The sequence below is a fragment of the Ramlibacter sp. PS3R-8 genome, from assembly GCF_037572435.1.
Taxonomy (GTDB): Bacteria; Pseudomonadota; Gammaproteobacteria; order Burkholderiales; family Burkholderiaceae_C; genus Ramlibacter.
On record NZ_JBBHGT010000005.1, the window covers coordinates 150253 to 172720 of the forward strand.

General features: G+C 67.6%; 19 protein-coding genes. 14 read left to right on the forward strand and 5 right to left on the reverse strand.

Annotation, left to right across the window (positions count from 1 at the left end; genetic code table 11):
• Positions 1–10 precede the first annotated feature (10 nt).
• Positions 11–2002, reverse strand: coding sequence for a transcriptional regulator (locus WG902_RS17570; protein WP_340061440.1), 1992 nt, complete (start codon positions 2000–2002; stop codon positions 11–13).
• Between the two features lie 161 nt (positions 2003–2163).
• Here WG902_RS17570 and WG902_RS17575 point away from each other — a divergent pair, with 161 nt between their 5' ends.
• Both WG902_RS17575 and WG902_RS17580 read left to right on the forward strand, forming a co-directional pair.
• The gene (locus tag WG902_RS17575; protein WP_340061441.1) at positions 2164–3018 is read left to right on the forward strand and encodes a class I SAM-dependent methyltransferase; all 855 of its coding nucleotides are present in this window, start codon (positions 2164–2166) and stop codon (positions 3016–3018) included.
• 22 nt (positions 3019–3040) lie between these two features.
• Positions 3041–4696 (forward strand): DUF3455 domain-containing protein, encoded by a 1656-nt coding sequence (locus WG902_RS17580; protein ID WP_340061442.1) that lies wholly within the window; start codon positions 3041–3043, stop codon positions 4694–4696.
• Between the two features lie 311 nt (positions 4697–5007).
• On the opposite strand, the gene WG902_RS17585 is transcribed toward WG902_RS17580, so the two are convergent.
• Positions 5008–5784: an SDR family NAD(P)-dependent oxidoreductase gene (locus WG902_RS17585; RefSeq protein ID WP_340061443.1), complete on the reverse strand. Its 777-nt coding sequence runs from the start codon at positions 5782–5784 to the stop codon at positions 5008–5010.
• A gap of 44 nt (positions 5785–5828) precedes the next feature.
• Between WG902_RS17585 and WG902_RS17590 the strand changes: the two genes are divergently transcribed.
• Positions 5829–7244, forward strand: coding sequence for an NAD(P)-binding protein (locus WG902_RS17590; protein WP_340061444.1), 1416 nt, complete (start codon positions 5829–5831; stop codon positions 7242–7244).
• Positions 7245–7305: 61 nt separating this feature from the next.
• Here WG902_RS17590 and WG902_RS17595 read toward each other — a convergent pair whose 3' ends face one another.
• Entirely contained in the window at positions 7306–8799 is a 1494-nt protein-coding gene (locus WG902_RS17595; protein WP_340061445.1) for an aminotransferase-like domain-containing protein, read from the reverse strand.
• A gap of 250 nt (positions 8800–9049) precedes the next feature.
• On the opposite strand from WG902_RS17595, the gene WG902_RS17600 reads away from it, so the two are divergent.
• The 9 genes from WG902_RS17600 (at position 9050) to WG902_RS17640 (ending at position 18297) form a co-directional block, all read left to right on the forward strand.
• Entirely contained in the window at positions 9050–10048 is a 999-nt protein-coding gene (locus WG902_RS17600; RefSeq protein ID WP_340061446.1) for a taurine ABC transporter substrate-binding protein, read from the forward strand.
• Positions 10049–10124: 76 nt separating this feature from the next.
• Positions 10125–10919, forward strand: coding sequence for a taurine ABC transporter ATP-binding protein (locus tag WG902_RS17605; RefSeq protein WP_340061447.1), 795 nt, complete (start codon positions 10125–10127; stop codon positions 10917–10919).
• Positions 10912–11772, forward strand: coding sequence for an ABC transporter permease subunit (locus tag WG902_RS17610; protein ID WP_340061448.1), 861 nt, complete (start codon positions 10912–10914; stop codon positions 11770–11772). The genes WG902_RS17605 and WG902_RS17610 overlap by 8 nt, the downstream gene beginning before the upstream one ends.
• A gap of 37 nt (positions 11773–11809) precedes the next feature.
• Positions 11810–13129 carry a histidinol dehydrogenase gene (gene hisD, locus WG902_RS17615; protein WP_340061449.1) on the forward strand — a complete coding sequence of 440 codons (1320 nt, stop codon included), beginning with the start codon at positions 11810–11812 and terminating at the stop codon, positions 13127–13129.
• Positions 13130–13138: 9 nt separating this feature from the next.
• Positions 13139–14389 (forward strand): DegT/DnrJ/EryC1/StrS family aminotransferase, encoded by a 1251-nt coding sequence (locus tag WG902_RS17620; protein WP_340061450.1) that lies wholly within the window; start codon positions 13139–13141, stop codon positions 14387–14389.
• Positions 14390–14425: 36 nt separating this feature from the next.
• The gene (locus WG902_RS17625) at positions 14426–15436 is read left to right on the forward strand and encodes a D-cysteine desulfhydrase (protein ID WP_340061451.1); all 1011 of its coding nucleotides are present in this window, start codon (positions 14426–14428) and stop codon (positions 15434–15436) included.
• Positions 15437–15474: 38 nt separating this feature from the next.
• Complete coding sequence (locus tag WG902_RS17630) at positions 15475–16206, forward strand: aspartate/glutamate racemase family protein (RefSeq protein WP_340061452.1); 732 nt, start codon at positions 15475–15477, stop codon at positions 16204–16206.
• A gap of 62 nt (positions 16207–16268) precedes the next feature.
• Entirely contained in the window at positions 16269–17192 is a 924-nt protein-coding gene (locus WG902_RS17635) for a ketopantoate reductase family protein (RefSeq protein WP_340061453.1), read from the forward strand.
• Positions 17185–18297, forward strand: a complete 1113-nt coding sequence (locus WG902_RS17640; protein WP_340061454.1) for an enolase C-terminal domain-like protein — start codon at positions 17185–17187, stop codon at positions 18295–18297. Before WG902_RS17635 ends, WG902_RS17640 begins: the two co-directional genes overlap by 8 nt.
• 88 nt (positions 18298–18385) lie before the next feature.
• Here WG902_RS17640 and WG902_RS17645 read toward each other — a convergent pair whose 3' ends face one another.
• Positions 18386–20032 (reverse strand): hypothetical protein, encoded by a 1647-nt coding sequence (locus WG902_RS17645; RefSeq protein WP_340061455.1) that lies wholly within the window; start codon positions 20030–20032, stop codon positions 18386–18388.
• Positions 20033–20496: 464 nt separating this feature from the next.
• Here WG902_RS17645 and WG902_RS17650 point away from each other — a divergent pair, with 464 nt between their 5' ends.
• Both WG902_RS17650 and WG902_RS17655 read left to right on the forward strand, forming a co-directional pair.
• Entirely contained in the window at positions 20497–21615 is a 1119-nt protein-coding gene (locus WG902_RS17650) for an MFS transporter (protein WP_340061619.1), read from the forward strand.
• A gap of 22 nt (positions 21616–21637) precedes the next feature.
• The gene (locus WG902_RS17655) at positions 21638–22015 is read left to right on the forward strand and encodes a PH domain-containing protein (protein WP_340061456.1); all 378 of its coding nucleotides are present in this window, start codon (positions 21638–21640) and stop codon (positions 22013–22015) included.
• Here WG902_RS17655 and WG902_RS17660 read toward each other — a convergent pair.
• Complete coding sequence (locus WG902_RS17660; RefSeq protein WP_340061457.1) at positions 22012–22440, reverse strand: VOC family protein; 429 nt, start codon at positions 22438–22440, stop codon at positions 22012–22014. The genes WG902_RS17655 and WG902_RS17660 overlap by 4 nt on opposite strands.
• Between the last annotated feature and the right edge of the window lie 28 nt (positions 22441–22468).

Here is a 22468-nt window from a genome sequence, read left to right on the forward strand (position 1 = left end):
CTTGCGAGGGTCAGGCGTCGACAATGCGCGCCGCCTTGCGCGTCAGCGCCTGCAGCTCCGGCCCCACCTTGAAGGCTTTCAGCAGATCGTCCACCCCGTAGCCTGGCCGCGCGCGGCGCAGGGCGATGGACATCTCCCTCGCCGCTGCAGTCTTGCCTGCCAGCGCCAGGCAGAGCAGGGCGATCGCCTGGATGTGCACGTGCGCGTTTGGCCGTGCCGCGGCGCGCACTGCCGAATCGGCTGCTTCCTCATACCGCCCGAGGCGAACCAGCGCCAGCGCCCGCGACGCGAGCATGCCGAACAGCAAGGGGTCCATCGGGCTCAACGCACGCGCGTGGTCCGCTTCGGCGACCGCGATTTCGGGGTCGCCGGTCTGCGCATGCACGAAGGCGATGGTGTAGTGGCCGAGCGCGAAGTTGGGGCTCAGGTCCACTGCGTATTGCAGCTCGCGCAATGCATCATCGGGCCGGTCTTTCAGCCACATGGCCCGGCCCAGCGACCAGTGCGACGAAGGATCGCTCTCGTCCGCCATCAAGCCTTCGGACGCGGCGCGGTAGGCCTGCTCGATGGCGGGCGCCGCGTCGCGCCAGCCTTGGAAGGCGTCCTGCCAGTGCGTGAACGACAACCCGGCGTGCGGCCGCGCGAAGGCGGGGTCCAGCCGCACGGCGGCCTGGAAGAACTGGCGCGCCTGCTCGTTGTCGTCGCGGTCGAAGCGCACCATGTGCCACAGTCCGCGGTGGTGCGCTTCCCAGGCGTTCAGGGAGTTCGGATTCTTGAGGATCGCGCGGTTGCGTTCCGCCACTTCGACCTGCAACGCGATGGCGGTGACGATGCGGTTGCCGATGTCGTCGAGCACCGCGAAAGTCTCGTCCAGGCGGCCGCTGAACTCGTCGGCCCAGACGATCCTGGAGCCGCGCGTCTCGGCCAGTTGCACGCTCACGTGCAGGTGCGCATCCGCCGTGCGCCGCAGCGATCCGCTGGCCACGTAGTCCACGGCCAGGCGGCGGCCCGCATCCTCGGAGCCGACGCGCCGCTCGGACAGCGCGAACATCGTGCCTTCGGCGATGACGAACATGCTGCGCAGCTTGGCCAGCCGCGTGATGATGTCGTGGGCCATGCCGTCGCCCACGCCACCGCGCAGCGCGGCGCCTGGCGTGCGGTCGGTGAAGGGCATCACGGCCAGCGAGGCGCGGCCATCGGCGGGCAATGAGGGCACGTCCGATTCGGGCGCCGCCGCGACCGCGATCGCCTGCAGGGCGCCGGCGGCGTGCCGCGCCTTCGCCGCCCGCCACGCATGCCCGATCGGCGCCCAGTCCTGGCCTTGCGCCTCGTACTGGCGGGCCGCGGCCGCAAGGTGCTCCTCGCCTTCGCGCAGGCGGCCACGGGCGGCCAGCGCCTGCAGCATCCGCTCGTGCGCCTGCCGGTCGAAGGGGGCGACGGCGAGCCAGCGTTCCAGCGTGGGCAGCAGCCGATCGCTCTGCGCGGGCAGGAGCCGCACGCAATGTTCCAGCACGGCGGCGTGCGCCGAGCGGAAGCGCCGGCGCTCGGCCACCAGCCAGCCGGTGAAGACCGGGCTGCGCGGCAGGTCCAGGCCCTCCAGCAAATCGCCGGCCTCGAGCAGCCCGGCCAATGCCTGCAGGCGGTCGAGGCTCAGGGTGGGGATGCCTTCCTGCAGTGCGCTGGCGACGGTGCGCGCGTCGACACAGCCGTCGGGCAATTGCAAGGCGATCGTCTCACCCGCTGCGACCACCGCTGCCTGGCCACTGCGTTCCAGCAAGGTGCGCAGCTTGCTCAGGGCCCAGCGCAACTCCCCCCGCGGATCACTGGGCAAGTCCCACAGCAGCTCGCACAGGTGGCTGCGCGACACGGGCCGGCCGACGAGGGCCAGGTAAGCGAGCAGGGCGCGCACCTTGCGGGACGGAGGCAGCTCCACCGGCGCGCCGCCCAGGCGCACCTCCAGCGGCCCGAGCAGGCGCAGCGCCAGCCCGTCCGGGGCTGGCATGGCGTCGACCCTGCTGGCTGTTTCCACGCAAATTCCCATGCCGGCTCCAACGCCGGATTCCATGCGCCGCGATGAAAGTCCTGTGGACGGCCGCTTGGCACCGCGTGCGGCCGCACGGTCCCGATGCGCGGGGCCGCCCATGTCATCCCACAGGAGCCCCCATGACCGCATTGTCCTCAACCGTCGCCGCGCCGCAAGCGGCCCCTGCAACACCCGATTTCCCCGCCATCAAGGCGCGCCAGAAGGCGACTTGGGCCTCCGGCGACTACGCCGTGGTCGGCACCACCCTGCAGATCGTCGGCGAGACGGTGTGCGAGGCCGCCGACCTGCGCGCCGGCGAGACCGTGCTGGACGTGGCCGCCGGCAACGGCAATGCCACCCTGGCGGCCGCGCGGCGCTGGTGCGAGGTGACGTCCACCGACTACGTGCCGGCGCTGCTGGAACGTGGCCGCGAGCGCGCCGCCGCCGAGCGCCTGCACGGCATCGAATTCCGCGAGGCCGACGTCGAGGCGCTGCCCTTCGACGACGCGCGCTTCGACGCGGTGCTGTCCACCTTCGGCTGCATGTTCGCGCCGAACCCGCCGCGCACCGCGTCCGAGATGCTGCGCGTCTGCCGCCCGGGCGGGCGCATCGCCATGGCCAACTGGACGCCGGAAGGCTTCATCGGCCAGGTCTTCAAGACGGTGGGCAAGCACGTGCCGCCGCCCGCGGGCGTGAGCTCACCGGCGATGTGGGGCACGCGCGATCGCATCGTGGCGCTGTTCGGCGACGAGGCCACGAAGATCGACACGCAGACGCGCCAGTTCATGTTCCGCTACCGCTCGGCCGAGCACATGCTGGAAGTCTTCCGCGGCTATTACGGGCCGATCCTCAAGGCCTTCGCCGCGCTCGACGCCGACGGCCAGGCCGCGCTGGCCGAAGACCTGGTCGCCCAGATGCACCGCTTCGACAAGGGCGGCGACCGCGGCCTGGTGGTGGCCAGCGACTACCTCGAAATCGTGATCACGCGCCGCTGAAGCGGCCCGCAAGGAGATCCCCATGAAACACGCATTCCAATCCACGCTGGTCGTCGCGGCCGCCTTGCTGGCCGTGGCGCCGCGTGCCCCGGCCGACGCCGTGACCGACTGGAACACCGTCGCCGGCGACATCATCGTGCAGGCCCGCATCGGCACGCCCGCAGCTGTCCGCATCATGGCCATCGTGCAGACCGCCGTGCACGAAGCCGTTGCCGCCGTGCCGCTGCTGCAACCGGCCGACGGCGCCGCTGCTGCCGACGCAGCCGTGGCCGCGGCCACCCGCGCCAGCCTGGTCAAGTTGCTGCCGCAGCAGGAGCCGGCCATCGCCAAGGCTTATCAAGCCGCGATGGCGCAGGTCGCCAATGGCGCCGCCCGGTCCGCGGGCGTGGCCGCCGGCGAACAGGCCGCAGCGCGCGTGGTGGCCTGGCGCGCCGACGATGGCTTTGCCGCCGCCGACCGCTACCGCCCGCACGCCGCGCCCGGCGCCTATGTGCCGACGGCCAGCGTGGCCGCACCGCAGTGGCCGCAGCGCAAGACCTGGCTGCTGGCCGGCGCTGCGCAGTTCCGCCCCGGCCCGCCGCCCGCGCTGGACAGCGCGCAGTGGGTGCGCGACTACAACGAGGTCAAGGCGCTGGGCAGCAAGGCCAGCACGCAGCGCAGCGCGCAGCAGACCGAAGTGGCGCGCTTCTGGGAGTACTCGCTGCCGCCGATCTACAACGCCGTGACGCGGTCGGTGGCGCAGGCGCCGGGTCGCACCCTGGCGCAGAACGCGCGCCTGCTCGCGGCCGCCAGCCAGGCCATGGACGATGCGCTCATCGCCGTGATGGATGCGAAGTACCACTACGGCTTCTGGCGCCCCGTCACTGCCATCCGCAACGGCGACCGTGACGACCACCCGGGCACCGAGATGGAAGCCGGCTGGACGCCCCTGATCGACAACCCCGGCCATCCGGAGTACCCGAGCGCGCACAGCATCCTGGCCGGCGCGGTCGGCACGCTGCTGAAGGCCGAAGTGGGCCGCGGCCGCATGCCGGAACTGTCCACCACCAGCCCGACCGCCAATGGTGCGACGCGCCGCTGGAGCACGGCGGAGGCCTTCATGCAGGAAGTGGCGGACGCCCGCGTGTGGGAAGGCATCCACTTCCGCACGTCCGTCGACGTGGGGCTGGACATGGGCAAGCGCATCGGGGCGCTGGCCGCGGTGCGCGTGGCCCCATCGCCGGCCACGGCAGCGGTTCCGGCTGCGATCGCTCCCCGGAGCGGGGCCCTCGTCGAAAGCATCGCCGCGCGCGGAACGCAGGTCTACGAGTGCCGCGCCGATGCGGCGGCGCCGGGCGGCGCGAAGTGGGTCTTCGTTGCGCCGGAGGCCACGCTCTTCGATCGCAGCGGCGCGACCGTCGGCGTGCACTACGCCGGCCCTCACTGGGAGGCGGTCGATGGCAGCAAGGTGCTGGGCGCAGTGGACGCGCGCGCCGATGCACCGCAAGCCGACGCCATCCCGTGGCTGCTGCTGTCTGCCAGGCACGCCGGCGGCAACGGGCGGTTCGCCCAGGTGAGCAGCATCCAGCGCGTCAACACCTTCGGCGGGATCGCTCCGGCGCGCGCGTGCGACGCGGCTACGGTGGGCGCGACGGAGAAGGTGCCGTATACGGCGGACTACCTGTTCTACCGCTCGTGAACTCCTGGCACTTGCGCGCCATGTCCGCCGTCCGCTGCAAGCGGGCGGTGGCGCAGACCGATCGGGCTGTGGTGACGCAAGCCGTGGCGGCAAGGTCCTGCTCCTCCCGGGTCTGCCTTCGCAGGGCGGGGGTGACGAAAGGGCGGAAGGTCTTTGCGCATTCCCCGCCGAGTTCCGGCTCCCGGTTATGGCGAGCGATGTCGGTCACGGCGTCCCAGGCACGGTACGCAACGTCGAAGGGCGGCGCGGGCTGCGCAGCCGCGCCTTGGGAGAAGGTCGCCGCAAGGGCGGCCGCTCCGAGCCAGGCGTGTCTATTGCGCAAGGAAGCCACCGTCCACGGCGAGCACATGCCCGGTGACCATCGCCGCGGCCGGGCTCGCCAGGAACAGGATCGCATTGGCCACCTCGTGCGGCTGCGCCATGCGGCCCATCGGCGTGACGGCGCGGATGCGGGCCATCAGCTCGGGCTGCGTCTTCAGGCTGCCGATGAAGTCCGTGTCCACCCAGGTGGGCGCGACCGCATTGACGCGGATCCCGCCGGCGGCCCATTCGACCGCCAGTGCCCGGGTCATGTTGACGACCGCCCCCTTGGTGGCCTGGTACGAGATGTTCGGGTAGAGGCCACCGCCGGAGAAACCCATGATCGACGCGGTATTGACGATCGCGCCGCTGCCGCGCCGAAGCATGTGGGCGGCGGCCGCACGGGCGCAGAGGAACACGCCGGTCATGTTGACGTCCACCACGCGTTGCCAGTCGGCCAGCGACAGTTCGGTGCTGGCCCGACGCAAGGCGATGCCGGCGTTGTTCACCAGCACGTCCAGCCCGCCGCACGTGGATGCGATCTCGTCGAACACGCGGTTCACGTCCGCTTCCGACGAGACGTCCAGCTGCATGGAGCTGGCCAACGGCCCCAGGCCCGTGGCAGCCTTGGCAGCCGCTTCTGCATCGATGTCGAGCAGCACGATGCGTGCGCCCGCCGCCGTGAACAGCGATGCCGTCGCCAGGCCGATGCCGCGCGCGCCCCCCGTGATGGCGGCCACGCGGCCGTCGAGACGGAAGGCGTCCAGCAGGGAGGGTTGTTCTTTCATGGCGATGGCCATGTTATGCCTAGAATGGGTCGGGGGATTTCAGCATGAACCTGTCTGCGAACGGTGACGTGATCGACACCGACTACCTGGTGGTGGGCGCCGGCGCGGCGGGCATGGCGTTCACGGACGCACTGCTCACGCACTCGGATGCCACCGTCACCATCGTGGACCGGCGCCACGCCCCCGGCGGCCACTGGGTGGACGCCTACCCCTTCGTGCGCCTGCACCAGCCATCGGCCTTCTACGGCGTGGACTCGGTGCCGCTGGGCAACGATGCCATCGAGCGCTCCGGGCTGAACGCCGGCTTCTACGAGATGGCCGGCCCGGATGAACTGCGGGCCTACTACGACCGGGTGATGCAGCAACACTTCCTGCCGACCGGGAGGGTGCGTTTCCTGCCGTGCACGGATTACGCGGGCAGCGAAGGCGGCGGCCACCGCCTCACGTCGCGATTGAGCGGCGTGACGCAGGAGGTGCGCGTGCGCCGCAAGCTGGTGGACACCACGTACATGGAAGGCGACATCCCCGCGACGTCGAACCCGCCGTTCGAGGTGGCGCCCGGCGTGCGCTTCGTACCGGCGGGTGGTGTCACGCGCATCGAGGGCAGCGCACAGCGCTTTTGCGTGATCGGTGCGGGCAAGACGGCGCTGGACACTTGCGTGTGGTTGCTGGGGCAAGGCGTGGCGCCGGAGAAGATCCGCTGGGTCAAGCCGCGCGAGGCCTGGTGGTTGAACCGCCGCTACCACCAGCCGCACGAGATGCTGCCCGACTTCTACGCCGGCGAAGGCCTGCAGATGCAGGCGATGGCCAAGGCCACCTCCATCGACGGGATGTTCGCCCAGCTGGAGGCGGATGGATTCTTCCTGCGCGTCGATCCGACCGTGCCGGCGACCATGTTGCATGGCGCGATCGTGAGCGAGGCGGAGGTGGAGCAGCTCAGGCGCATCCATGACGTGGTGCGCCTGGGCCGGGTGCGGCGCATCGAGCGTGATCGCATCGTGCTGGACGAAGGCGAAGTGCCCACCGACGAATCCACCGTGCATGTGCATTGTGCGGCGCAGGGGCTGCGGCATCCGCCGTTGCGGCCCATCTTCGAAGCGGACCGGGTGACCGTGCAGCCCACCGCCTGGGGCTTCTACAACTTCCAGATCGAGTTGCTGGGGGTGGTGGAGTCACTCGTGGGTAGCGACGAGGAGCGGAATCGGCTGTGTCGGCCCATCGCCTATTGGGACCGGCCTGCGGATTACCTGTCTGCGTATCTCGCGCTGCTGGCCAGTGAGCGGGCGAGGGCGGCGCATCCGGCGGTGGCTGCGTGGGCCAAGGGGTCGCGGTTGAATCCGTTGGGGGGACTGGGAAAGTACAGGGACGATCCTCGGGTGGCGGCGACGAAGGAAGTGTTCAAGCAGGTGGCTTCGGATGCGGTGGGGAATGCGGGGCGGCTGTTGGCACTCGCCAGGTGATCCTGCGAGTTGTTTTCTCGTGCCCTGGGTTGGTCGCTCGGCACGTTCCACCGGGTGGTCGCTAGCCAAGCTCCTGCGCCGCCGCGGCGATTTCACGGACGCCCGCCGAGATGGCGCCGCTTTGGATGGCCGAGTAGCCCAGCCTGAAATAACGTTGCGTCGGACCGGCAGGCTTGGAGAAGAAGATCTCGCCGGGTTCTATCAACACGCTCCGGGCCGCGCAGCGCCGTGCGAGGTCTGCGCTGCTCAGGCCCGCCGGTCCCTTGACCCAGGCGCCCGAACCTCCCTGCGATGGGGTGACTTCGAACTGTGGCAGCCATTCGGCGAAGGCGTTGTCCAGCAACTCGCGGCGCTCGCGGTACGTGAGGTTGAGCTTGCGGATGAAGGCGTCATGGTGTCCCTGCGCGATGAACAGCCCGGCGATGTGGGCGTTGTTGGTCGGCGGGTGGCGCAGGATCAGGCGCCGCAAGGCGCGCAACTCCGCGATCAGCTCAGCCGGACCGACGATGAAGCCGATCCGAAGTCCGTGCGCCAGGGTTTTGGACAGGCTCCCGAGGTAGATGACCCGACCGTCTGGATCCAGGCTCTTGAGCGCAGGCAGCGGCTTGCCGGAGAAATTCAGTTCGCTCTCATGGTCGTCCTCGAAAAGGATGATGTCCTTCTTGCGCGCCAGCTCCAGCACTTGCTGCCTGCGCGGCATGGACATGGTGACGGTGGTCGGGCATTGGTGGCTGGGGGTCACATAGACATAGGAGCACTGGCTCATGCCGGGTGATGGGATCAAGCCGTCGCTGTCGACTGGCAGCGCCCGAACCCGGTCGCTGCGCAACTTGAAGTTGTTGCGCGCATCCGGGTAACCCGGGTCCTCGACACCGACGACGGTATTTCGGTCCAGCAGCACATTTGCCAGCAGGTAGCAGGCCATCTGGGAGCCGGCGGTCAGCAGGATTTCATCGCGGTGGGCCATGATGCCGCGGGCCGGCAACAGCCGGTGCTGGACCTGGTCGATCAGCAAGTCATGGTCGCGGTCCACGAAGTCTTGCGCCCATTTCTTGACGGCGGGAGCGAACAGCGCCTGGTGCGAACAGGCTCGCCAGTCCTTCAGCGGCATCAACCCTGCGTCGAACTGCCCGTAGACGAACGGGTAGCGAAAGTCCTGCCAGTTGGCCGGCTTGACGATGTTTCGCTGCCGCCCCAACCGGGAGACCAGGCGGTCTTTCCATTGCAGGTCGGTCGCGGGCGCCTGGATCAAGTTGGTGCGGCTGGCCTGGCCCAGCAGCATCTCGCCGTTGACCGTCAGGCCGCTGCGGGTCCGTGCCACCAGGAAGCCCTTGTCTACCAGGACCTGCAGCGCAAGGGAGACGGTGTTGCGCGACAGCCCGAGTGCGTCGGCGAGCACGCGGCTGGGAGGAACCTTGGCCCCGGCCGGCACGAGCCCTTGCAAGATGCTGTGGACCATCATCTCCTTCACCCGCCCCTGCAGCGTGGCGCTGCTGCCTGAGAACTGCGGGAAGAGCTTGACCCAGATGCCCGTGATCTCGTGCCGGTTGCGCAAGTCGTTCTCCCCTGGTGGACAACATCGGGAACCCTGCCGGTGCCCGGCGCGGTCAGGGTAATCCCCATGCTTGTGGACGCACGATCGAATCGCCTGCCGAGCGAAATCCACGAAGTTGATTCTGGCACCAGAGTTAACTTGATTTGGACCTAGTTCGCAAGATGGCTCCTGCCTACTATCCGCACAGGTTCCCGGCGTGCAGTCGCCTGGAGCCGCTTCAAATCCGCAAGACAACCTGGAGCCAGACACCATGAAATCCGTCCTCACTACGCTGCTGACCGGCGCGAGTTTCGCCCTGCTGCTTGCCGGCACCGTGTCGGCCCAGACCAAGGTCGTCATCGGCCACTTCGGCGACCCCGCGCCCTACAAGGCAGCAGTCGCCGACGGCCGGCTCGAAAAGGCCACGGGCTGGACCATCGAGTGGCGCAAGTTCAATTCGGGGGCCGAGGTCAACGCGGCCATGGCATCGGGCGGCATCGTGATTTCCGAGATCGGCTCGGTGCCGCTGTCCGCCGGCGCCAGCACCGGGGTCGACTACCAGCTGGTTTCCATCGGCAAATCCATCGTGACATCCGAATCGCTGATCACGCGCAACGGCGCCGGCATCGAGAAGCCCGCCGACCTCAAGGGCAAGAAGGTCGCAGTGCCGATCGGCTCCACCGCGCACTTCTCGTTGATGGGCGCGCTGAAGACCTTCGGGCTGACCGAGAAAGACGTCCAGATCATCGGAATGTCACCACCGGAGATCGCCGCGGCCTGGAGCCAGAACGCGATCGATGCAGCGTTCGTCTGGAACCCTGTCCAGGCCAAGCTGCGCGAGAACGGAAAGGCGCTGACCACAGCCGGTGAAGTTGCCAAGGCGGGTTTCCCGACTTTCAACGGCTGGGTCGTCAACACCAAGTTCGGCGCCGAGAATCGTGCCGGCGTGGTGAACTTCCTGCGCGTCATGAACGAGGTCAACGGCCAGTACACCAAGAACAAGGCAGCGTGGACCGCCGATTCGCCGCAGATCAAGGCGATTGCGGCCAATGTCGGCTCGACGCCGCAAGACGCCGTGGCGGCACTGGACGGCGCTTCCTATCCGGATGGAGATGCGCAAATGCTGCCGGCCTGGATGGGGGGCGGCGCCGCCACCACGATGAAGGCCACGGCCGATTTTCTCAAGAGCGCCGGCCGCATCAATACCGTGGCCGACAACTACAGCAAATTCGTCAACGCGGACTTTGCCAAGGCCGCAGCCGCAAAGTAACCCTGAAGAGCTCCCTGCCTCGCGCCTGACCGGATCGGCCGGTCGGGTCGGGGCGGCGTCCACCTGCCGAGGCCCTATGACCGCACTCGCCATCCGCAACGCATCGGTGTTCTATCCAGTCCCCGGCAAGGCGCCGGTCCATGCGCTCAAGGACATCACGCTCGACATCAACGAGGGGGACTTCGTGGTGGCGCTTGGCGCCTCCGGCTGTGGCAAGTCGACGTTGCTCAACCTCATTGCGGGCTTCATGGCGCCGAGCAAGGGCGACATCCGCCTTGGCGATCGGGTGGTGACAGGCCCGGGCGCAGACCGGTCGGTGGTTTTCCAGAAGCATGCCTTGTTGCCCTGGCTCAACGTGCTCGAGAACGTCGCCTTCGGCTTGAAGATCCAGGGCCACGAGCGGCGCAAGCGCGAAGAGATCGCGCGCGGTTTCATCAAGCTGCTGGGGCTGGAGCAGTTCGAACAGTCCGCCACCTACCAGCTGTCGGGCGGCATGCAGCAGCGCGTGGGCATCGCGCGGGCCCTGACCAGCGATCCGGACATCCTCTTGATGGACGAGCCGCTCGGCGCGCTGGATGCCTTGACGCGCGAGCGAGCGCAGGAACTGATCCTGAAGATCTGGCGCGACACCGGCAAGATGGTTTTCTTCATCACGCATAGCGTCGAAGAGGCATTGTTCATGGGGACCAAGCTGGTGGTGATGTCGCCCCGTCCAGGCCGCATCTCGCACGTGTTCGACCTGCCTTTCAGCCGCCGCTACTTCGAAACCGGCAATGCCCGCGAGATCAAGGCCTCGGCGGATTTCATTGCGCTGCGGGAAAAGATCCTGCAGATCATCTTCACCGACGAAGAAGGAGCCCATCATGAGTGACGCGAGTTCGACGGGCGGCAATGCGATGTGGGCCGGGCTGATGCGGTCGAAGCCCGCGCAGCCAGGGGAGATCTACGGCGTTCCGGGGCAGGGGGACAGCCTTCGCGTGAGCACGGTGGTCATCGTCGGCCTGCTGTTCGTCTGGTGGCTGGTGACGCAGGTCGGACTGATCAAACCGCTGTTCCTGCCCTCGCCGATGGCCGTGATTGGCGCGTTCTTCGACGTACTGCGGGATGGCTTCACGGGAGCCAGCTTCTGGGAGCACACCTGGATCAGCACGGCGCGGGTCTTCGGCGCATTCGTGCTGGCATGCGTGATCGGTATTCCCCTGGGCATTGCCATGGGCATGAGCCCGGTGGCACGTGGGGTGTTCGACCCTCCGATCGAGTTCTATCGGCCCATTCCGCCCTTGGCTTACCTGCCGCTGATGATCATCTGGTTCGGCATCGACGAGCTGTCCAAGATCCTGCTGATCTTCCTGTCGGTGCTGGCGCCGATGGCGCTCGGCGCCCGGGCGGGCGTCAAGTCCGCTGCGATCGAGCAGATCCATGCGGCCTATTCCTTTGGCGCGACGCGCTGGCAGGTCATCCGGATGGTGATCTTCCCGGCCGCGATGCCCGAGATCTTCACCGCGATGCGCATCGGCATCGGTTTCGGCTGGACCACGCTGGTTGCCGCCGAAATGGTGGCGTCCACCTCGGGCCTTGGCTACATGGTGCTGTCGGCGTCCAAGTTCCTGCAGACGCCGATCGTGATCATGGGCATCGTCGTGATTGCCGCGATTGCCTACGCGTTCGATCACCTCGTGCGATTTGTCGAACGCCGCGTCGTGCCCTGGAAGGGGCGCGCCTGATGCAGCGGCCCCTTCCCTCGATCTTGGAAAGCTCCAGATGACCATTGAATACCTCAAGAAGGCCACGCCGCCGCAGGAGTCGATCGACAACGCCACCGCCGAGACGGTGCAGCGTCTCCTGGGCGACATCCAGAAGAATGGCCGGGACGCCGTCCAACGCTACGCCCGCGACTTTGACGGCTGGCATGGAAGCATCGTGGTGAGCGAGGATGATTTCGCAGCGGCCAGCAAGGGACTGTCGCAAGGCGTCAAGGACGACATCGCCTTCGCATATGCGCGGGTCAGGGATTTCGCGGTGCGGCAGCGCGAATCGCTGCACGAATTCGAGGTCGAACTGATCGACGGGCTCGTTGCAGGGCAGAAGCTGATTCCGGTCAACACCGCTGGCTGCTACGTGCCGGGCGGTCGTTACGCACACGCCGCATCGGCCATCATGAGCGTGTGCACGGCCAAGGTCGCAGGCGTGCCGAACATCGTGGCCACCTCGCCAGCTCACAAGGAAGCTGGGGTGAATCCCGCCATCCTTCACACGATGAAGCTCTGCGGCGCCGATACCGTGCTGGCGCTGGGAGGGGTGCAGGGCGTCGCCGCCATGGCCTTTGGCCTGTACTCGTCCATGCCTGCGGACGTGATCGTCGGACCCGGCAACCGCTTTGTCGCCGAGGCCAAGCGCATGTTGTTCGGTCGCGTCGGAATCGATGTGGTGGCTGGACCGACGGAGTCGGCCATCATTGCCGACGACACCGCCGACGTGCATCTGGTGGCCGCTGACCTGGCCGGGCAGGCCGAACACGGCCCGGATTCGCCCGTCTGGCTGTTCACTTCGTCCCGCGCGCTGGGCCTCAAGGTGATGGAGTTGATGCCTTCAGTGATTGCGGCGTTGCCGGAGCTGGCTCGTACCGCCGCCACCGCCGCCTGGCGCGATTACGGCGAGGTGGTGCTGGTGGAAAGTCGCGAAGAGATGGTCGAAATCAGTGACCAATATGCTCCCGAGCACCTGCAGGTCTTCGCCCGCGATCTCGACTGGTGGCTCGAGCACCTGACCAACTATGGATCGCTGTTCCTGGGTGAGGAAACGACGGTGGCGTACGGCGACAAGTGCGCCGGCCCCAACCACATCCTGCCGACGCGGGGTGCGGCGCGCTACTCGGGCGGGTTGAGTGTCGGCAAGTTCATCAAGACCGTGACCTACCAGCGCCTGACGAGGGGGGCCAGCCGGGAAGTCGGGCAGGTTGCGGCCCGGATCTCCCGCCTTGAAGGAATGGAAGGCCACGCCCGCACCGGTGACATCCGCCTGAAGAAGTACTACCCGAACGAGGCGTTCGAGCTGGGCACGCTGGCAGGTCACCAGCACTGAGGCCTGACCATGACTGCATCCACGAGTCCCTCAAGGTCCGCGGCCCGGCCCCGGGCACCGGACGGCCTGTGGTTCGGCAAGGACCTGAGCACGCCGGAGCCCATTCCAGAGGCTGCCATCGAGCGCGCGGTCGCGCTCATGCGCTCGGGGCGGCTGCACCGATACGGCGAGCAAGGCTCGGGAAGCGCCGAGGCGTCCCTGCTGGAGCAGGAATACGCCGCATACGCAGGCAGCAGGTACTGTGTCGCAGTCAGCTCTTGCGGCGCGGCCATGTTCCTCGCCCTGCTTGCGCTGGGGGTGAAGCCCGGCGACAAGGTCCTGACCAGCACGTTCACGCTGGCCCCGGTGCCGGGGGCCATTGCCCACGCCGGCGCGACCGCCGTGCTGGTGGAGACCGATGCCGACTACCTGACCGACCTGGCGGACCTGGAGCGCAAAGCCGCCGGCAGCGGCGCCAAGGTGCTCCTGCTGTCCCATATGCGAGGCCACATCACGGATCTGCGGGCGGTGCTCGACATCTGCGGCCGCCACGGCGTCGCGGTGATCGAGGACTGCGCCCACACCATGGGTGCCAGGTGGGATGGGAAGCACACCGGCACCTGGGGCAAGGTCGGGTGCTACAGCTCGCAGACGTACAAGCACATCAACTCGGGCGAAGGCGGTTTGCTGGTCACCGACGACGACGACGTGGCTGCCCGGGCCATCCTGATGTCCGGCTGCTACATGATGTACGACCAGCACATCCTCAAGCCGGACGCGGCGGTCTTCGAGCGCTGGAAGTACCGGACGCCCAACTTCAGCATGCGCATGTCCAATCTCGCCGCGGCGCTGCTGCGGCCGCAGATCGCGACCCTTGCGGATCGAGCCCTGCGCTGGAATCACATCTACGCCACGCTGGTACGTGAACTGGGGCACGCGGCCCACCTGAGGTTTCCCCGGCGCCCGGAGAAAGAAGAATTCGTCGCCAGTTCGATCCAGTTCACCCTGGATCTGTCCCCGGCGCAGATCGAGCGCTTCCTGAGTGAATGCGATCTGCGCGGCCTGTATATCAAGTGGTTCGGGGCGCCCAACCCCGTGGCTTTCACCAGCAACTACGAACACTGGCACTACCTCGATGCCAAGCCGGACTCGCCTCGCTCCATGGGCGTGCTGCGGCAGTTGCTGGACCTGCGCACGCCGCTGTCCCTCACCGACGCCGACTGCGCGCTGATCGGAAAGATCGTGGTGGCGGCCAGCGCCGTCGCCTCGTCGGCGACCTGACCTCGTTCCCCTTTATCAAACCCAGGACAGAAGCTCATGAAACTGACCCGCTTTCCCCGCGTTCGCATCACGCATGGTCCCACTCCGCTGGAGTTCATGCCGCGCATGACCGAGGCCCTGGGTGGCCCGAACCTGTACGTCAAGCGCGACGATTGCACCGGCTTGGGCACGGGTGGAAACAAGACGCGCAAGCTCGAGTTCCTGATGGCGGATGCCCAGCGCAACCAGGCCGATACGATCATCACCCAGGGCGCCACCCAGTCCAATCACGCGCGCCAGACAGTGGCCATCGCCGCCAGGATGGGCATGAAGTGCGAGATCCTCCTGGAAGATCGCACCGGCTCCAAGGCCGAAAACTACAAGCGGTCCGGCAACGTCTTCCTGGACCATCTGTACGGCGCCAACGTCCAGGAGTTGCCGGGCGGAACCGACATGAATGCCGCCATGGCCCACCTGGCCGAGGAACTGAAAGCCAAAGGGCGCAAGCCCTACATCATTCCCGGCGGCGGCTCGAACCCGATCGGCGCACTGGGCTATGTGGTGTGCGCGCTTGAACTGGTGGATCAGTTCAACGATCAAGGGCTTGCCGTGGACTGCGTGGTGCATGCCACGGGGAGTGCGGGCACCCAGGCCGGCCTGGTCGCCGGATTCGAGGGCACGCGCAGCCAGATTCCGGTGCTCGGCATCGGTGTACGCGCAGCGCAGGAGGCCCAGGAAACGAGCGTCTACAACCTGGCGGTCAAGACCGCCGAACTGCTCGGGGTCCCCGGGGCCGTGGCGCGCGACAGCGTCAAGGCCAATTGCGACTATGTGGGGGGCGGCTATGGCGTTCCGACCCCCGGCATGGTGGAAGCCGTGACCATGATGGCGCGGCTCGAAGGGATTCTTCTCGACCCCGTTTATTCGGGCAAAGGGATGGCAGGCCTGATCGACCTGTGCCGGAAAGGTCACTTCAAGAAGGGCCAGAACGTGGTGTTCCTGCACACCGGCGGTGCCGTCGCGCTGTATGGGTACATGGATGCGTTCGCCGGCCTGAAGCCGCTCTGAGCGGCATCCGGGGACGGCGGCGCTCGAAAGGAGCTCACATGATTGGTGTTCTGGGGGGAATGGGGCCTCTGGCCACCGCCGACTTCTTCTCCAAGGTCATCGCCGCAACCCCGGCCGCGCGAGATGAAGACCATGTGCCGCTGCTGATCCAGAGCGATCCCCGGGTGCCCTCCCGTCCCGCCGCAATCTTGCGAGGCGGTGCATCGCCACTGGTGCAGTTGCTGGCCGGGCGTGACCGGCTGATCGGAGCCGGCGCCATGGCCTTGGCCATGCCCTGCAACACTGCGCACTATTGGTACCCGCAGTTGGCCGAGGGCTGCAGCGTGCCCTTCCTCAGCATCCTGCAGGCCTGTTGCGACGAAGCGGCAAAGCGCGAGGCGCCCGGCGCCCAGGTCGGCCTCATCGCCACGGGCGCGACCTTGAGCACGGGCCTGTTCTCCGTGCCGCTGCAACTGCGCGGTTACGTGCCGATCATGCCGCCCGACGATGAACTCGAGGAGGTGGTGTTGCCTGCCATCGAACGAGTCAAGGCAGGCTTCCCCTGCGAAGCTGGCGCCATGCTGGCCGGCAGCGTGCAGGCCCTGCTCGACCGGGGAGCAGGAACCGTCATCCTTGCGTGTACCGAGACGCCGCTGGCGCTGGATGCTGTCGGCTCACCATTGCGCGCGCAATGCATTGATTCGACAGCCGCCTTGGCGCGTGCCTGCGTAGCTTGGTGGTTGGCGCAGCGTGCCGGCCCCACGCGGTCGCCACGTGGGGAACCTGCTTGAAACGACGACCGGAGGGGAGATTGCGTTTTCCGATATAACCGCGCATCAATCGGAGACCCCCAATGCGCATCGGAATCATGGGCTCAGGCGGCCTCGGCGGCTACTTCGGCGCGCGACTCGCCCTCGGCGGAGCCGACGTCCACTTCATCGCCCGCGGCAAGCACCTCGAAGCCATGCGCCGTGACGGCCTGCGGATCGAAGGCCCCGAGCCGCTGCACGTACGCGACGTCAAGGTCACCGACCGCCCCGCCGACGCCGGCGTGATGGACGTCGTGATGCTGGGCGTGAAGCTCTGGGACACGGACCAGGCCATTGCCCAGATGCGTGCCATGGTGGGGCCGGAGACCGCCGTCATCTCCTTCCAGAACGGCGTGCTGAAAGACCAGTACCTGCGCGCCGCGTTCAGCGAACGCCAGATCATGGGCGGCGTCGGCTACGTGGCCACCACGATCGCGTCGCCGGGCGTGATCCGCCAGACCGGGCCCATGCAGCGGCTCTTGTTCGGCGAGTTCGATGGTTCCCGCTCCGCGCGCGGCGAGGCACTGCTGGCAGCGTGCCAGGCCGGGGGCATCAACGCGGAGCTGTCCTCGGAGATCGTGCGGGAGATCTGGCAGAAGTTCGTCTTCCTGGTGGGGCTGTCCGGGACGACGACCACGATGCGCAGGACGATCGGGCCGATCCGCTCGCATCCGCAGACGCGCGCCTTCCTGATGGACGTGATGCGGGAGGTGATCGCGGTGGGCCGTGCCCACGGCGTCGCCTTGCCGGAGGATCACATCGACGCCGCCATGCAGCGCGCCGACACCGTCTCGCCGGAGATGACGTCTTCCATGCACCACGACCTGGAGCGCGGCAATCCACTGGAGGTGCGCTGGCTCGCCGGTGGCGTGGTGGAACTCGGGCAGGCCAAGGGCGTGCCGACGCCGCTGAACCGCGCCATTGCCGACATCCTTGCGTTGCACGCGAATGGAGCCAACCGTGGCTGACGCCGCACTGCACCGGATCTCCGACTTGCGCCTGCGCGGCGTGACCTGCACCGCGGTGGAGGTGCCATTGCGCTACGTGCTGGGCACCAGTGCCGCCACCGTCAAGGCCGCGCCGTTGCTGCTGGTGGAGGTCCTGACGGAGCAGGGCATCTCCGGCCGCTCGTACGTCTTCTGCTACCGGCGCAGCGGCGCCAGGCCGATCGCCGCGGTGGTGGAGGACGCCGCGGACCTGGTGCGCGGCGAGCGCATCGCGCCCGTGGCCCTCGCCACCAAGCTGCAGCGCCGCTTCGCGCTGATCGGCGTCACTGGCATCGTGCGGATGGCGCTGTCCGCCTTCGACATGGCCTTGTGGGATGCGATGGCCGTCGCGGCCGGCATACCGCTGGCCACCTTGCTGGGTGCGGCGCCGCGGCCCGTGCGCGCGTACAACTCATGCGGCCTCGGCCTCATGAGTCCGCAGGCGGCCGCCGACGAAGCAGAGGCGCTGCTGGAAGGCGGCATGCAGGCGGTGAAGCTGCGCCTGGGCTACGCCACGCTGGCCGAGGACCTGGCGGTGACCCGTGCTGTGCGAGCGCGCCTGCCCGACACGGTGCAATTGATGGTGGACTACAACCAGGCGCTTTCGCGCTTCGAGGCGCTGGCGCGGGGGCTCGCGTTGCAGTCCGAAGGCGTGGCGTGGCTCGAGGAGCCGATCCGCCATGACGACTTGCCTGGCAACGCGGAGGTTGCACGCTCGCTGACTTTGCCGCTGCAACTGGGCGAGAACTTCGACGGCCCCAAGGACCTGCTGCGCGCGATCCGGGCCGAGGCCTGCGACCTGGTCATGCCCGACGTCGCACGCATCGGCGGCGTCACGGGATGGATGCAGGCCGCGGGCGTGGCGGAGGCGCATGGCATTCCCATGAGCTCGCACCTCATGCCGGAGGTCAGCGCGCACCTGCTCGCCGCAACGACCACGTGCCATTGGCTGGAGTACGTGGACTGGACAGACGCGATCGCGGCGGAGCCGGTGAAGATCGTCGACGGCCACTGGCCCGTCAGCGAGCGCCCGGGGACGGGACTCGCGTGGGATCCCGACAAGGTGGCGCGTTACCGGTTGGAGTGAAACCCCGGGTAGAAGCAGCGCGCATTGGCGGAGCCAGGGTTCGGCCGTCTCATCGAGTTCAACATCATGAATCCGTGAGGCGCTGTCCTCACGGGCAGCTGGTCCACGCCGACGAGGCGCTTTCGGCGACCGCGCGCGCGGCCTTGTATTTCGCCCCCTCCAGGTCGGTCGGGTCGTTGGTGAGACCCCAGTAGCCGTACCGGTCCCAGGACGAGGACAGGCTGTAGTGCATGAACAAGCCATTGCCGCAACCGAACCATCGCGTCGCTTCCCGGCGCACCAGCTCTCCCATCTGCACATGCCGGTTGGCGGCCACCTTCGCGGCCTGGTTGGCCGGGTTCTGGCGCAGGTCGGGGCCTCCCTCGTACGCGAGGCTCTTGATCCCGTAGTAGTCGGCCAGCGCCTTGTGCGACGCGCCGGTGAAATCCCCGCCCGTGTAACGCTTGCGGACATAGGCCCCGTTCTCGTGCACGACCGCGGCGAAGAAGGCTTCGTTGTCCACGGCCAGGGACGTTCCGAGACTGTCGAGGATCTGCGCGGGCGTCGCTGTCGGCGAAGCCGCCAGGTTCTCGTCCAGATAGAAGTAGGGTGCAGTGGCCACCCCGTAGATCAGGTCCGAAGGGTTCCCCCGGTAAGTGGCAATGTTCTTCAGCACCTGCTCGGCGATGCCGGGATTGGCGAACTGCGTCGCGTACACCACGCGCACCTGGTTGTTCAGCGCGCCGGGGCCATAGACCTCCGAGAAGATCTGGGCGATGCGCACCGTGCGCTTGCCGACCCGGAAGTAGCCGGCCCAGTAGGGATTGCAATTGCCGGAGTTCGCGGTGAAGAGCGCCTGGGTGCAAGTCTGGCCCTTGGTGAGCGTCGTGTCCCCGGCAATCGCTTCGGCCACCGCCAGGTTCGTGTTGTCGACGGTTTGCGTGAACATGTAGTTCCACAACTCATTGCTGTACTCCACGTACACCACGCGCCCTGGCAACAGCTGCCGCTTGAGGAGCTGGGCGAGCGAGTGCACGTAGGCATCGGTCGCGTGCACGGGAATGTTGATCCAGATGTCCTTGCCCAGCTCGTTGCCCATGTCGATCGCGTGCTCATACGCGGCGCCTTTGGCGGAGGCCTGCGATCCGGCCGCCTTGACCGTGCGCTCGCGCCAGGTGCGCACCGGGTTGTTGTTCGTCCGCAGGAAGTCCATGAATCGCACGACGCGAAACGGCGCCAGTGCCCGCGTGAACTCATTCGTGTACGTCTGCGCCGCCCGGTAGCCCGGCATCCGCAGCGACACGTTGCGCACGCCGCCCGTGGTGCCGCGGAATGCCAGCACGAGCTGGTTCGCGCCGCTGCCGACCACGACTTCGCCCGTGGATCGGTTGGTCACCGGGTCGTACTGGACGTTGCGGATCACGACGTTGGTGGACACGCTTGCATCCACCGTCGCCCGTCCCACGAATCGCAGCTTGTAGACACCGGGCTTGATGCTCGCGTAGGGCTTGCCCTCGTCGCCAGGCTCCGCGGTGCGGATGTTGACCATGACGGCCGCGTCGCCGGTCGGCCAGCCCAGCGCGTCCACCGCCGCTGCTTCGTCCCAGGGCGCATTCACGGTGCCCCAGGGGCGCGCACTTTTCATCAGGTCGACGTAGGGTTGCAGCCGGGACCAATCCGACAGGCCTTCCAGGTTGACGCCGAGGGGCGCGCGATCCGCCGTGGCGAGCAGGCTGGCCGAGGCGATGGCAGCCATTTGCGGGTCCCGGGGCGAGGCTTCGTCCTCTTCGTCGGCTGCGCGCGCAACGGCATTCGCTTCGCCGTCACCCTCTCCACCCCCGCCACCGCATCCGCTGGCCAGGAGCGCCACGCCAAGCGCGAACGCGGTCGCAAGATTTCTGAAGCTGTGCAGTACGGGATCCTTGTAGGAAGATACGCCGTCGTCGTGTAGGTCGCAGTGCAAGTTTCACCCCGGGTGTTGGCTGACACGACGAGTTTGCAGCTGAGGTTGGCAGGCTGTAAATGGCTGAATTACCGCTTTAGACTTCCTTACCTCTACTGGAAAGTAACCGTCCGAAAGCATGAGCTTGCGTGCGTGCGAAATTCACGCATCTCGCGCGTCGAAGCCCGTGGGCCGGCGAAACTCGCGATAACTTCACGCACATCGGAGGCCCCTCGCCAGTACCAACATCCACTGACCTGCGGGCTTCCATCCGGGCGCTGCGCGCCCAGTTCTTCGTCACGGGCGCTTTGTTCGCCACCTGGGGCGTGCACGTCCCGAGCGTCAAGTCACACTACGGCCTGAGTGAGCAGAGCCTGGCCGTCGCCATGCTGGCCGGTGGAGCCGGCGCCGTGGTGGCGTTGCTCTATGCCGGTCGCGTGCTGGCACGGCACGCCCCGCGCAGCGTGGTGCCTGTCACGGGCCTTGTCTGCGTGGCCGCGGTCGGCAGCCTGCTCTTGCCGTCGCAGTACGGCTGGCTGCTGGCGCTGATGGCCGTCTACGGCATGGCGGCGGCGATCTTCGACGTGGCGATCAATGACGAGGCAACGGCCATCGAGCGGCATGCCGGCCGCCCGCTCATGAGCGGCTTCCACGGCATGTTCAGCCTGGGCGGCATGGCGGGCGCGGGAGCGTGGAGCATGCTCGCTCCCGCCGGTGTCTCACCGATCGTGCATCTCGTTGCCGCCTCCGCTGCGCTCGGGGCGCTGGCGTGGGCGGCGACTCCTTTCATGCTGCGCGATGTTCGCGCTGCCGGCGAAGGCTCGGCGCCGCTGAGCCTGCCGCGCGGCCCGCTGGCGCTGCTCGGTTTGCTCGCGGCGCTGGGACTGGTGGCGGAGGGCGCCATGTACGACTGGAGCGTGCTTTACCTGCGGCAGGAGCTGGGCTCTTCCGCCGGCATCGCCAGCCTGGGTTACGCCAGCTTCAGTGGCGCGATGGCCGCCGGTCGCTTCGGCGGAGATTGGGTCAGGGCCCGCGTGCGATCGGTGACGCTCTTGCGCTGGAGCGGCGCGTTGGGCGCAGTCGGCATGGCGCTGGCGCTTGCGGTGCCGCATCCGGCCGCGGCGCTGGTCGGGTTCGCGCTGGTCGGCCTGGGCTTCTCGAACATCGTGCCCGTGCTGTTCAGCGCGGCGGGACGGCTGCCCGGCATCGCGCCGGCGCACGGCATTGCGGCAGTTTCTTCGGTGGGCTACTTCGGATTGATGGCGGGGCCGCCCTTGATCGGGTTCATCGCGCAGGCGAGGTCGCTCGCCGTGGGACTGCTGGTGGTGATCGTGTTCGCGGTGGTGGTGTCGGCGTTTGCGCGCAAGGCGCTGGGGACACCGGACGCGCCTGTATAAAGGCGTCAACACGGGAGACGACATGGGACTGTTCGACGGAATGCTCGGCAACGCATCGAAGATCGACCCGGGCAAGATCCAGCAGGAATTTGCGCAGATCCTGGCTCCGGGCGAGCGCGTCGAGCACGCGTACCAGCTGATCCGGGACTATTTCGTCTTCACGGACAAGCGCTTCGTGCTGGTGGACAAGCAGGGCCTGACGGGCAGCAAGGTGGAGTACCACTCCATTCCCTACAAGAGCATCACGCACTTCAGCATCGAGACCGCCGGCACCTTCGACCTGGATGCGGAACTCAAGATCTGGATTTCCGGCACGGCGGCCCCGATCCAGAAGCAATTCAACAAGAAGTTGAGCATCTACGAAGTGCAGGCGGTGCTGGCGAGTTACGTGCTGCGTTAGAAGTTGATGCGCACCGAGGCGGCGCTGCGCCGCGCCTCGCCGTGAAAGACAGCCTCGATGTTGTTGCCGTCCGGGTCCAGGACGAAGGCTGCGTAGTAGCCCGGGTGGTAGGGCCGCTCTCCCGGTGCGCCGTTGTCCTTGCCGCCATGGGCCAGCGCGGCTTTGTGGAAGGCATCGACCATGGCCCGGTCCTGCGCCTGGAAGGCCAGGTGCTGGCGTCCTGTCAGCACGCCTTGCGCGGCCTGGCTGTCCGCGGTGGAGACGAACAGTTCGTCTGCCCAGAAGTAGCCGTCGCCCGTGCCTCCCATCGGAACCTTGAGGACCTCGAACACCGCCGCGTAGAAGCGCTGCGATGCGGGAAGGTCGCGCACGACCAGTTGCACGTGGTCGATCAGCCTGCCGCGATGTAGCTCCTGGGTTTCCATGTGGTTCCTTTCTGTGCTCGGGTTGTGG